The following is a 12,984-nucleotide window of genomic DNA, read 5'->3' as shown; positions in this document are numbered from 1 at the left end:
ACCTTGCTTTACGCCGGAAATTCATTATTTTCATTTATCGATGGTCGATATCAAAACCTTTAAACAACTGGCGCTTTCATTTGCCGGAGTGGAAGAGCAGCCTCACTTTGAAAAGTCCTCTTTCAGGGTGAAGAAAAAGATCTTTGCTACCCATGCACCCGATAGTAACGTCATATGTGTTAAACTGACTGAAATTGATCAATCGGTTTTTTGTGCTTTTGATAAAACCATTATTTACCCGGTCAATAACAAATGGGGCAAACAGGGCTGGACGCTCGTTGACCTTCAGCAAGTTCGAAAAGATATGTTGAAAGATATTTTGACCACAGCTTATACCGGGGTGTCTTCGCCAAAAAAGAAATAAAGATCTTACCACTGCACATGCGCTCTTATTCCAAAAACATGTACCGGGCCACGGTCCTTGTTGTAAGCCGGGTTCAATACAAACTGGTAATCGGGGCTTATTGATAGAAACACGGCCGGGAACCGGAATTTATAATAGGCTTCAAAAATGGCCTCATTGCTGTAATTCAGGTTACCATCTCCAATAATAAATCCATAACCACCAGCTTTCAGGTAATTGCGATGTGGGGTAGAAATGCCATTGACCACCACCGCAGCGCCCAGTTCATCATTTTTCCTTGCCCAGACGGCACCATCCCATACAATGCCACCCGACAGGGAGTGGTCAATTTCAGTAAAGGCCCAGGTTTCATTGTTGCCATCATTCCAGCTTCCTCTTACAAAAATACCGGCATAAGTGGAGATCTCCTGTTCCAATGATATGCCAATTCCATTTTTTGAACGTGGGATGTTACGCACTGCTACTATATCAGGAACCGGCGTGTTTTTTACCGCTTCTTCATAATTACCCATTCTGGCCAGGTTATGAAACAATAAAAGCCTGATAATGCCCGGACGCTTGTTGATCCGGATATTTTTCTCTCCTTCCGTTGTAATTCCATGTGCATTGGCGATTTGATCGTCGAGCACCGGGCCATTGGCATAAGTAGGCACTTGTGTTACTCCAATACGCACCGCCCAATGTGGTGTATGGTATTCCAGCACGGCGCCAACGGTATAACCACGGGTATTGGCAGGGTAGTCCCAGGCGCCATTGCTCATGAGGCTCCAGTTCATGAACTGTTCCCGCGGATCATGGCTATAAGTATTGTCGTCGAAAAAATCGGCTATGCTGAATTTACCGGCCCTGATGGAGAGATAAGTAGCGGGGGTATGCTGCTGTACCTGGTTAAGATCGTCTGGTTCCCAATCCGTCCCTTTGCCAATGGCAAACTTCTGTTCAAGGTATAAACGGGCCACATATACCTTCAGTTGTTTGCTGCCTATGCGAAAGGTTTCTCCATTGGGAAAACCGGCAATTCCCAATGCGGAACTAAGACCGCTGCCGCCGGCTACCTCCGGATTAAAATAAAACGCCGCCTGTTTCCATAATCTAATTCCGGCGTATAAAGTACCTGTAAAGGAGATCTGTCCGGGTTCTGACGTTTGTAAACTGTTTTTACCGGTATATTTTGCGGGAAAGGTGGGATGATATTGCCAGATAGAGGTGGCTTGTGCATGAAAGCTCCACCTGCGATCCTTTGTAGAATCAGCGGGTGACTGCGCCAACGCATGCGTACCTACTATGAATAAAAGAAAGGTCGCCAGTATCCGCATAAATAATTTATGCGACTAGCGTGCCAGGTTTTTATTGGCTAACCCACTTCTGCATTGAACCGGAAACCAACGCCATGGATGGTTTCCAAAACGATATTGGGATCGGCTTTAAAGTATTTGCGTAATTTGGTCATAAACACATCCATGCTCCGACCAAGGAAGTAATCGTCTTTGCCCCACACGTTCAGCAATACCTCATCGCGTTTTAAAATATGATTGGCATGCTCGCACAGGAATTTCAACAGGTCAGCCTCTTTTTGAGTAAGGGTAAAGGTTTCTGTAGCTGTATGTAATTTCAGATCGGTATAGGAAAATTTCATTTGTCCAATGGAATACTCCTGTACATTATCGGCATGTAGTTTACGGGAGCGGCGAATAAATACATCCATCCGCAACAGGAGTTCCTGCATGCTGAAGGGTTTGGTTATGTAATCGTCGGCACCGGTAAGGAACCCTTTTATTTTATCTTCTTCCATTGATTTGGCGGTGAGAAACAGGATAGGCACCATATCACTTAGCTGACGGATCCTGCGGGCAACCGTAAACCCATCTTTATTGGGCATCATTACATCGAGCAAACAGATATCATATTGGGTTTTATCAAATTTCTCGATAGCGGTTTGTCCATCGGGACATAATACCACTTCATAACCTGCATCCTGCAGGTTGTCTTTGATCACATATCCTAACGACATATCGTCTTCGGCCAACAGTACTTTTACTTTTTTTGTAAGCATGTTCAACTATTTACAGATGCAGGAAGAATAAGCCTGAACTCGGTGCCAATACCAGGCAGGCTGTTTATTTTTATGGTGCCGTGGTGGGCATCTATGATCCTTTTTACAAAGTTCAATCCCAGTCCAAATCCCTTTACATTGTGCACATCACCGGTGGGTACGCGATAAAATTTCTTGAATAAACGTTTTTGGTATTTCTTTTCAATACCTATTCCATTATCTTTTACTGAAATGTAGATGTTTCCATCTTCATGACCTATTGAAATAATGATGTGTGGTTTTATGGAGAATTTAAGGGCGTTCTCCAGCAAATTTACGATAGCCAGTTCTAAATGTGCCCGGTCGGCATACAATTCAATATTCTGGTCTTCATCGATGGGGATATTCACCTCTGCATTTTTCTCATCTATCAGGGGTTGCATTTTGGCAACGGCCTGTTCAATAAGCTCTTTTAATGGTACCTGTTTTTTCTGAATGGGAAGGTCTTTACGGTCGCTCCGGGCAATTTGCAACAACCGTTCAACCTGTTCCTGCAGGTGCTGGGTCTGGTTTTCTACTATAGTGGCGTATTTACGTAACCGCTCAGGTTGTGCAGTTATTTTATCCTGCAACAATACCTCCGCCGATATTTTCATTACGGCCAGCGGGGTTTTAAATTCATGGGTAAAATTGTTCACAAAATCTTTCTGCACTTCAGCCAGGAACCGTTGGCGGTAAAAGAAGAAAAGGATCACTGCCAGTCCAACCAACACCACAAATAATATGGCGCTGCTGATGAACCAGAAATTCATCTGCTGCAAAACATATTTATTACGGTGTGGGAAATAAAGCATTAAGTAATTATGTTTCCTTTTATATAACGTGAGGTTGACGCCTTCCGAACCATATTGCGAACCAGCGGCATTAATATATTTTGTATATCCATACTCCCGGTTACCCGTATTGTAATAACCCAGGTATGCATCGGTCAACACGTCAAAATCGTTGAGTTCATGCTTAAGGTAATCAGCAATGGTATCCTCGGGATAATAATTTTCAACCCGGAATAAAAAATAATCGGTGCTGGGTTGTTCTATAAGGTCCTGTAAATGGTTCGAACGGGTATCTACAAGATCAATGTCTTCATAAAGGCCACGGATACTTTTAACAACATTTGTATTAAATGTTTTTTGTTCGAATGAATAGACTTTATTGAGCCAGAACAACTGCACGGCAATTATCAGCATTATTAAAATACTGGCTAAAAGCACCAGCCATCTGAGTGTTGATGAACGCATAAAATCTGATAAACTCCTGTTAGCAAATTTGCTATCCATTATGCTTACATTTTTTGTAATCTGGTTAAACGGATGTTAAGGAAAGTTAAGGTTTCTGTTACAAACGGTCAAGGCCGCGGGAGATTGTTAATCACCAGTTAAGCAGCCCGTAAAATTTTTCCCGGGTAGCGCATTTGAATACTTTCACAGCGTCAAATCATTCCCAAACAACCTTCAATATTCAGCAATGAAAAAAGTATTATTACTCGCAGGTTTAGCCTTAATGACAGGATATTTCACTATGGCTCAACAGCATCACCCAAAGAAAGATTCAACAGGTACAAAACCTGCGCATGTAAAAGAACCAAAAAAGGCTGCTGACACCACGCACCATGCTGGTGGTCATCATCATGATAAAAAGCATTAAAATAGGTCGGTTTCTTTAGGGTTTAAACGTCGCTCCGGGTGGGCGGCGTTTTTGTTTTATCAGCCGAAGCCTTGGCGAAGGCGGATTGCCTATTGTTAACCAAGCCGCCTCTGCCGTGAACGGCAAACGCGAAACGTGAAAGGTCCTTATTGCTGGTCCCTGACTGTTGTCGGCAATCGTGAAACGTGAAATTCGGCTTGCGCCTCATATGCAGAGCCGAAGGCGAATATAGACTTTCTACTTGCCGTTTGCCGTCTGCCGTTTGCCGTCTGCCTTCTGCCGTCTGCCGTTTGCCTTCTGCCGTCTGCCGTTTGTCCACTGCCCATTCCCCATTCCCTATTGCCCACTGCCTTTATTCTTATCATTTCCATTATGTTTCGCGTTGTCCCTTATAATACTCTGCAACAACTTGATCTGTTCGGCCTGTGATTCTATCAGCTTTTTAAATTGCTCCTGCATCAGCAGGTCAATTTTCTGATGCAGGGTCCTGATCTCAATCTCGGCTTTCAGGTTCACCACATAATCGTTCTCATTGCGTTTACGGTCCTTTTCTTCCTGCCGGTTCTGGCTCATCATGATCACCGGGGCCTGAATGGCTGCCAGGCACGAAAGCAGCAGGTTCAATAAAATAAAGGGGTAGGGGTCGAACCGTCCCCGGCCGATCAATATCAGGTTGATCCCTATCCAGATCACCAACATGGCAGTAAACCACGTAATGAACTTCCAGCTGCCGCCAAACCGCGCTACTTTGTCGGCCAGCCGCTGCCCCAGGCTGAGTTGCTCGGTGTCATGCTGAGCAATACTTTCTAACAATAATTTTTCCTGTTCTATTGATTGTAAAACGATCTCATTCAATTTCTTTAAATGTTCGTTCTCGGTATTCAGCAGTTCGTTGATATATTTTGTTCTTGTGGAGTGCATTGTATATAAGTTGATAAAGTTAATTTGTTGATAGGGTTGATAAGGGCAGGGGCGTGGATTTCCTCGTTCAAAGGTTTTAGTTGCAAGTTATGAGGTTTCAGGTTCTAAAGAAAACGGGTACCAGAGACCTGATACCCGCCCTTGTTCACGGGGATTTAATTTGTTCTGACCCCTATCACCCCTGTTACCCTTCCTCTTTCCATCACAGCGCATTAAGCAACCGTATAAGCCTCTTTAGCCGCTTGTACACTTCCTGTGCGCTTCAATACGCCCCAGCCCTGTAATTCGCCTTTAATCGCCTTCAGGAAGGCTTTGAACAATACCACCAGCATTAACCAGCGGTAAATAAGCCGTTGTGGCAATAACCATAACAACCGCGATTTCTTTTCTTTTTCAAAATGAAAGGCCAGTACAGATACGGCGGCATCTACCAGCATGAATAATCCATAGTAGAGGAGGATATGTCCTGCATTGCCGGTGAGGATGCCGATCAGCATAAAGATGTCAGCCACCGGGGCAAAAGCCGGTATTATGAACTGGAACAGTAAAATATTGGGGAACGCAGCCCAGCCCAATGCTTTGTATTCTTTATTGAACAGCACCTGGCGGTGTTTCCAAAAAGTTTGCATAACTCCAAAGCTCCAGCGAAAACGTTGTTTTATGAACATTTTTACCGATTCCGGTGCCTCCGTAAACGCCAGGGCCTCATGTTCATTGGCAATGGTATAACCCTGTCTCAGGATACGGACCGACAGGTCGCAGTCTTCTGCCAGGGTATCAGTGGTGAAACCACCGGCGGCTGAAATGGCCTCCTTGCGAAAGGCACCAATGGCGCCCGGCACCACGGAAATGGCATTGAGCAAGGCAAAAGCCTTGCGGTCGAAGTTCTGGCTGGTAATGTATTCAATGCTTTGCCAGCGGGTGAGCATATTCACCAGGTTGCCCACTTTTACATTGCCGGCTACCGCACCAACTTTCTTATCACCCGCATCCACCATAAAATGTCGCATCATTTTAGGAATGGCATCGGCTTGCAGGTGTGTATCGGCATCTATGCATATTACATACTCCGCCTTTGATTCTTTTATTCCGAAGTTCAGTGCCGATGCTTTGCCGCCATTGGGTTTGGTAAATACTTTTACGCGGGTATTGTATTGAAAGGCATCGTGTACTTTTTCATAGGTGCCGTCTTTGCTGCCGTCATCAACAAATATGATCTCGGTATTGGGCCAGTTGGTCTTTAATAAATTGTTTACCGAGTTAACGGCATTTACCGCTTCGTTGTACGCTGGCACAATGATGGAAACCAGCGGATATTCAGTAACGACCGGCCATGCTATCTGTTTTTCTTTGCGGCGTTGGCGGGTGGCCAGGAAGGCCATAAAGGTCAGCCGGGCCATCGACAATACTATGAACACCACAAACAGGGCGAATAATATTTTACCTGCCCAGTACCCCGATTCGGCCAGCACATAGTTTAATTGCACCAGGTAATAATCTTTGCCTTTGGGTACGGCCGGCATCAGCTCGGCTTTTTTCTTGCCCAGCAGATCGGCAATGGTAGTGAAGTGATAGCCCTGGCTTTTAAAATATTCTATGATGCGGGGCAGGGCCTTAATGGTCTCCGTGCGGGTATCGCCACCGGCGTCGTGCAATAATATAACGTTACCGCTTAACCCGGCTGCTGTAAGGTCCTGTTTGCGTTTGATGGTCCTTGCCACAATGGAATCGGCAGTAACGCCCGGTTCCCAGTCAAGCGGGTCAACCGATTCACCTACATCCAAATAGTTCTTGGTGCGGGCAATGGCCACAGGCAACAGTTCTTCCATTTTCTCTGGTTCAAAATCAGCGTTATACGGTGCTCTGAACAGAATGGTAGAGTGGCCGGTAATACATTCCAGCAACAGCCGGGTGCTTTCCATTTCCAGCAAGGCCCGCTTGGGCGAAATATCTGCCACGTTGGGATGGGTGAATGTATGGTTACCCAGTTCATAGCCGTCTTTATAGAGGCGTTTTACCAGGGGAATGTTCTTTTCGGCATTAATACCAACCAGGAAGAAAGCAGCCGGCACGTTTTCTTTTTTCAGAATATCCAGCACTTTGGGTGTCCATGTAGGATCGGGGCCATCATCGAAAGTGAGCACCAGTTTTTTTGGATCAGCCGTTCCATATTTTTTAACCACGAACATACTGGGCAGGCTATCGTAATGTTCTTCACTGATAAGCATATCGGTGCTGTCTATTTCAGGGCTGATGCGACCATCAACAGGCGTGCTCACAATATCAAGTACCTCACCGTCACCCATGTAATCCACGTCGTTGCTCGATTGTACGCGGGTGAATTTTTTAAAGTCGAAGGAGGCCACCGCATTTTTTTGCATATCCTGGCTATAGAATTTCCAAATGCGGCTGTCTTCACTGCCCAGGCGCCATAAAGCGGTGCCGGCCATGCCATATTCGGTGGCAAAACGCAAACTGTTGAAAGTGGTGGCTGCATCCATGAAGTACACTTCATGTGGTTTATCATCGTCGTCGTAATAACTGTAGTGCAGGTTGTAGCTGTCGTTGTCGAAATCAATAACGCCTTCCGATTCACGGGCGGTTGATAATGCCTGCTGATAAGTGATGTTTGTAGCTGTACCATGTTGGGGCCAGTCGTACCCATAGGCCGCGAGTGACAAGATCAATTTGTTAGAAGGGATCTTATGCGCCACTTTATCAACGGCGGCTTCTATCCACTGCTGGTGTGCAATAGGGCCCGGACCGGTATGGTCGGCATACTGATCATAGGCCATCAGAAAAATATAGTCGTTGTATTTGGCGAGTTCTTCATGATTGTAATCGTTGTTAAAGGGAGCTATGTCCTGCGTTACCAGCAATCCTTTTTCGTGCAGGCGCGTATACAGTTCTTTTTGAAAAGCGATCAGGGGTTCATCCGACTTTTCCTGCAGTTCTTCAAAGTCAACGTTTACGCCAATAAAATGATTCTTTTCAAGAATGTTGATCACGTCATTGATCAGCTTTTCTTTTTTGGCCGGATTGGTCAGGATGCGGTGTACCGGCTCGCCCAAAAACTCGGTTTTATAGTTGTTGGAAAGAATAGGCATAATGGGTACGCCGCTTTTTTTCATAACAGCCAGGGCGCGGTCATCAACCTGCGTGGTAACGGAATCGCCTTTAGGATCAATGAACATCCATTCAGGGATCACCAGGTTGAGGTTGGAAATATTTCTTTGCAGTGAATAGAACGATTGCGGGTCCCAGGCTACATAAAAGGCAGATCGTATACCGCAGGGAAACCGGTTGAATGAGGCGTAAGCAGGTGGTAACTGGTATTTAGGTGCGGTGGGGGCCAGCAGGGCAGCTTTTTTTTCCGCTGCTTTTTTTTCTTTACGCCTGATATATTTCTCAAAACCGGGCGCCCATTTTTTTGAAATAGGCACCTCATGAATGTCGGGCACCCCATTGGTTAATTGAGCGGTGTGATTGTTCAGATTTGGAAGCGCCGGTGTATAAACCTGCTTCAACGCTACGATCAGTACGGTGATCGCAAAAATTAATCCCAGCAGCACAAACAGCAATGTCCATTTAAAACGGTTCCACCGGGTTGATGAATTGGTCTGGAAAACTTGCATACTTGTCGGTTTGATCGGGTGAGTGGTCTAGTTTACTGTATCTTATGAATGCAAAGTTGCTGCGAGGATAAATGGGGGGAGGTTAATGCGTGGTTAAGCGTTGGTTGTGTAGGTTAAGTGGTGGTTAATTGGAGCTGATCGTTGATAAAAGTCAAGTTATTTAGTTCAGAGATCTTTGTTCGGGGGGGACTGTTTTAAGTGGTGCGTTCTGTTTTCAAGTTCCTGGGTTTGTAGGTTATTAAGTTATTGGGTTATTGGGTTATTAGGTTATTTGGTTTTTTTGGGGGGCTGACGAAGCGGGGGCTATTTATATAAAAGCGAGTTTCGAATATAGATTCCGTGAGCCTGCAACCGGAAATGGGGAACGCAGAACTTAATAACGTAATAACAAACTAACCACACAGTTACGGGGCAGGCTCTGCATCTTAAAACCATGGCAGCTTTTTCATAACCGACTACCTATTGCCTCGCCCGCCGAATCCGACTGCCGATAACCGCGTAGCGGTATTGCCGTCTGCCGTCTGCCGTCTGCCGTCTGCCGTCTGCCGTCTGCCGTCTGCCGTCTGCCGTCTGCCGTCTGCCGTCTGCCGTCTGCCGTCTGCCGTCTGCCGTCTGCCGTCTGCCGTCTGCTGTCTGCCGTCTGCCGTCTGCCGTCTGCCGTCTGCCGTCTGCCGTCTGCCGTCTGCTGTCTGCCGTCTGCCGTCTGCCGTCCGTCTGCCGTCTGCCAGCGAAAATAGCAGCCGTCTGAAAAATCGGAAACCTCTACTCACCACTCACCACTGACAACTCACAATTAGCCCTTTAATAAACAAAAAGCCCCCCGTTACCGGAGGGCTTGTTATAAAGAATCAGTTCGTTATTAAGCTTTATTCGTCACTGCTTTTTGAGCGGCTGAACCTGATTTAGCAGGAGGAGCAGCTTCACCCAGTGGTTTGTCTTTGGCAAAGTCGATAAGGATCGGAGCTGCCACAAAGATTGAAGAATAAGTACCGGTAACAACACCGATCAACATCGCGAATGCGAAACCTTTGGTAACCTCGCCACCTACCAGGAACAGGATGAGGATGGTCAGGAACACAGTGAGCGACGTCATGATAGTACGGCTCAGGGTGTCGTTGATCGCTTTGTTAAGAATAGTTGTTTTATCGGCGCCGTGCATGGTATGACTGTATTCGCGGATACGGTCGTACACGATCACGGTATCGTTCATGGAGAAACCAATTACCGTCAGGATCGCCGCAATAAAGTGCTGGTCAATTTCAAGCGGGAATGGCACCACATCTTTCAGGAATGAGAACACCGCCATGGTTACCAATACGTCGTGCAACAAGGCTACGATGGTTCCCACTGAATATCTCCAGTCGCGGAAACGGATGAAGATGTAGATGGCAATGATCAGCATTGACCAGAAAGTAGCCCACTGAGCACCTTTCTTAAGGTCATCAGAAATAGTGGGGTTTACTTTGTTACTACCTTCCAGCAAACGGTTATCGAAATCCTGTTTGGTAGTATTTTCTGGTAAGTAAGGTTTCAAACCAGTATACAAAGTGTTTTGAACAGCTGAATCTACAGATAAACCGGTTTCGCTAACGCGGTAATCGGTAGTGATGTTCAGTTTGTCCGGACCGCCATATGTTTTAATGGTTGGGGTAGTACCGAAGGTTTTTTCCAGTGAATTCCGGATCTCTTCAGCATTAACCGATTTACCAAAGTTCACTACATAGCTTCTACCACCGCTGAATTCAACACCATATCTGAAACCGTGGAAGAATGAAGCTACACCCAGTAATAATACCACTGCAGAAATGGCATAAGCCACTTTACGGTACTGGATGAACTTGTAAGCCGCGTGTTTGAAAATACGTTTTGATAAAGAGGTGAAGTATACGAAGTGTCTGTTCTTGTTGGTATAGAAATCAGTGATCAGGCGTGATACCAGGATACCGCAGAACAACGATAATAAGATACCGAGGATCTGGGTGGTAGCAAAACCTAATACCGGACCTAAACCATAAATGAACAGGATGATAGCCGTTAACATGGTAGTGATGTGAGCATCCAATACCGGAGGTAAGGAACGCAGGTAACCGGCTTTCACCGCATTTGCGTAAGTATTACCTTTTGACAGCTCTTCTTTAATACGTTCAAAGATGATTACGTTGGTGTCTACCGCCATACCAATGGTTAACACCAGACCGGCAATACCGGGTGCTGTTAAGGTGGCATTCAGGGCGCTCAATACGCCGATGGTAAACAACAGGTTCAATATCAGGGCGATGTTGGCTACAATACCAGCGGTATTATAATAAACCAGCATCAGGGCAAATATTACGATAAATGAAATGCCGAAGGCCATTATACCGCCATGTACAGCTTGTGTACCCAGGGTAGGACCTACCACTTGTTCCTGAACAATAATGGCGGGGGCTTCCAGTTTACCGGCTTTCAGGATGTTGGCCAGGTCATTGGCTTCCGTGATCACCAGTTGTTGGTTTTTACCACCAGAACCCATGGTTATACGGGAGTGGCCGCCTTCGATCTTTTGAATTACGTTAGGAGCGCTGTAAACGATGTCATCCAACACAACGGCGATGGGGTGGCCAACATTTCTTCCGGTAAGGGTAGCCCAGTTTCTGGCGCCGGTAGGGTTCATTTCCATGGCAACAGCCACTTCATTGGTAACCTGGTCAAACTCCTGACGGGCATCTTCGATAGCATCACCCTCCAGGAAAGCTTTGTCTCTGCCTGGGATGGTTTTGATAGCATACAAACGGAGGAAATTGCTCAGTTTGCCTTCGTCGTCGCGATCTTGTTTGCCCCAGAGGAACTTGAGGTTACTGGGGAAACTGTTGCGAACGGCAGGAATGCTCAGGTATTTATTAACCGCAGCGGTATCGGCTAAAAGCGACAAACCTATAGAAGGAGAGTAGCTTACTTTGCCTGAATTGGGGTCTTGTTGCGGCGGAATGAATTTGATTTTGCTAACCAGGAGGTTCTTTGAAGAAGTATCTTTTTTAGCAACACCATTTGAATCTACAGTGGTAGCGGCCATGTAGTCGTCGAGCGATTTAGCCGCACTCATTACAGAATTTGACAGCTCTTCCAGGGTGTAAACTTCCCAGAACTGCAGGTGCGCGGTAGATGACAGATATTTACGAACCCGTTCTGGATCGCTGGCACCGGCCAGTTCCACGGTGATGATACCTTTATTTTCATCGAGGTTGATGTTGGGTTGTGCTACCCCGAACTGGTCAATACGGTTGCGAAGTACCTGGTAAGTCTGTTGCATGGCGGCATTGGCCTGGTCGTGAAGGTGGCTCAACACAGCGTTGTCAGCAGAGGCGCCATTTAGTTTGTTGTTGGCGTTGGCGAACAGGGGAGCCAGTCTGGCACCGGGGTTCTGCTCGCGGTAGGTGTTGGCAAACAGGTCGATGAAGTTTTGATCGCTGTTCAGCTTTCTTCTTTGCGCTTCGGCGATGGCTTTTAATAACTGAGGATCTTTTTCATTGTTAGCCAGGCCTTTAATAAGACCGTCGAGGGCTATGTCCATCGTTACGTTGATACCACCCTGCAAGTCAAGACCCAGCAACAGTTCGCTTTCTTTTGCTTTCTGGTAAGTTTGACCCCACCAGGTAATTTTTTTGTCTCTTGTAGCAGTCAGCAAGCTATCGAGATAAGCGTCATGTGCATTGTCCACGGTATCCTTGTAATAGGCGCGGGCTTCGGTGTTTGAGGGGTACTTTTGTTGAGGAGTAAGGGGATAGGCCCGTTTGACATACGACTCTGCTTTCTTACCCATTTCTTTTTCGTGCTGGTTTACGAACCAGGTAAAGGAAAGCTGGTATAAAGAGATCAGTATCAACAGACCTGCAAAAATGCTAACCAGTGCTCTCATTGGATTGTTTCATTTATTTTTTTAGAGTTGGCAAAGATAGTGTTTTCGGTCAGGAAACAATACCGTTGCAGGTCGTAAGTTACAGGTTTCACGGGGATTCGGGCCCTTTAACGGGGCATTTCGTAGTTTAAAATGCCTTTTAAGGGTAAATATGTATTCCGGCCCGGGAAAAGGGGTACCAAATTAAGGCTTTTAGAAGGGGGTAGCAGGGCCATCTGGCGGCGGTTTGGGAAACTGGCAGCGGGGAATTTTGCAGATTGTATAAGTTTTTAGCCTTCCAGACCGTGTAACTTGAAACAGGCAACCTGGAAAAGGTCCTGCCTTTTCAATTTTTCGAATTTTCAATCCCACGCATTTTCAACCAACCACTTTAGCACATTTGCAGTACTTTTGCGGCACAAAAAAACTACCAACCTAATTTTTAGTTATTAGT

Annotated in this window: 8 protein-coding genes; 2 read left to right on the top strand and 6 right to left on the bottom strand. The window is 46.0% G+C overall.

Going from position 1 to position 12,984, the window contains the following annotated elements; genetic code table 11:
* Positions 1–40: 40 nt before the first annotated feature.
* Positions 41–364 (top strand): MmcQ/YjbR family DNA-binding protein, encoded by a 324-nt coding sequence (locus J7I42_RS25015; RefSeq protein WP_209141618.1) that lies wholly within the window; start codon positions 41–43, stop codon positions 362–364.
* Positions 365–369: 5 nt separating this feature from the next.
* Here the strand turns inward: J7I42_RS25015 and J7I42_RS25010 are convergent, their stop codons facing one another.
* The 3 genes from J7I42_RS25010 to J7I42_RS25000 are packed head-to-tail and all read right to left on the bottom strand — an operon-like array spanning position 370 to position 3,733.
* Positions 370–1,680 (bottom strand): carbohydrate porin, encoded by a 1,311-nt coding sequence (locus J7I42_RS25010; RefSeq protein ID WP_209141617.1) that lies wholly within the window; start codon positions 1,678–1,680, stop codon positions 370–372.
* 38 nt (positions 1,681–1,718) lie between these two features.
* Positions 1,719–2,417: a response regulator transcription factor gene (locus J7I42_RS25005; RefSeq protein ID WP_209141616.1), complete on the bottom strand. Its 699-nt coding sequence runs from the start codon at positions 2,415–2,417 to the stop codon at positions 1,719–1,721.
* Between the two features lie 2 nt (positions 2,418–2,419).
* Positions 2,420–3,733, bottom strand: a complete 1,314-nt coding sequence (locus tag J7I42_RS25000) for a sensor histidine kinase (protein WP_209141615.1) — start codon at positions 3,731–3,733, stop codon at positions 2,420–2,422.
* A gap of 187 nt (positions 3,734–3,920) precedes the next feature.
* Here J7I42_RS25000 and J7I42_RS24995 point away from each other — a divergent pair, with 187 nt between their 5' ends.
* On the top strand, positions 3,921–4,100 hold the full coding sequence (locus J7I42_RS24995; RefSeq protein ID WP_209141614.1) for a hypothetical protein: 180 nt from the start codon (positions 3,921–3,923) through the stop codon (positions 4,098–4,100).
* Between the two features lie 336 nt (positions 4,101–4,436).
* Here J7I42_RS24995 and J7I42_RS24990 read toward each other — a convergent pair whose 3' ends face one another.
* The 3 genes from J7I42_RS24990 to secDF all read right to left on the bottom strand — a co-directional run bounded on the left by J7I42_RS24990 (position 4,437) and on the right by secDF (position 12,551).
* The gene (locus tag J7I42_RS24990) at positions 4,437–5,021 is read right to left on the bottom strand and encodes a DUF1003 domain-containing protein (protein ID WP_209141613.1); all 585 of its coding nucleotides are present in this window, start codon (positions 5,019–5,021) and stop codon (positions 4,437–4,439) included.
* 212 nt (positions 5,022–5,233) lie between these two features.
* Positions 5,234–8,656, bottom strand: a complete 3,423-nt coding sequence (locus J7I42_RS24985) for a glycosyltransferase (RefSeq protein ID WP_209141612.1) — start codon at positions 8,654–8,656, stop codon at positions 5,234–5,236.
* Positions 8,657–9,515: 859 nt separating this feature from the next.
* Positions 9,516–12,551: a protein translocase subunit SecDF gene (gene secDF, locus J7I42_RS24980; RefSeq protein WP_209141611.1), complete on the bottom strand. Its 3,036-nt coding sequence runs from the start codon at positions 12,549–12,551 to the stop codon at positions 9,516–9,518.
* Between the last annotated feature and the right edge of the window lie 433 nt (positions 12,552–12,984).

Source organism: Niastella soli, assembly GCF_017742245.1.
Taxonomy (GTDB): domain Bacteria; phylum Bacteroidota; class Bacteroidia; order Chitinophagales; family Chitinophagaceae; genus Niastella; species Niastella soli.
The sequence above is the reverse complement of the archived record's forward strand: the minus strand, read 5'-3'. Positions and strand labels throughout refer to the sequence as shown.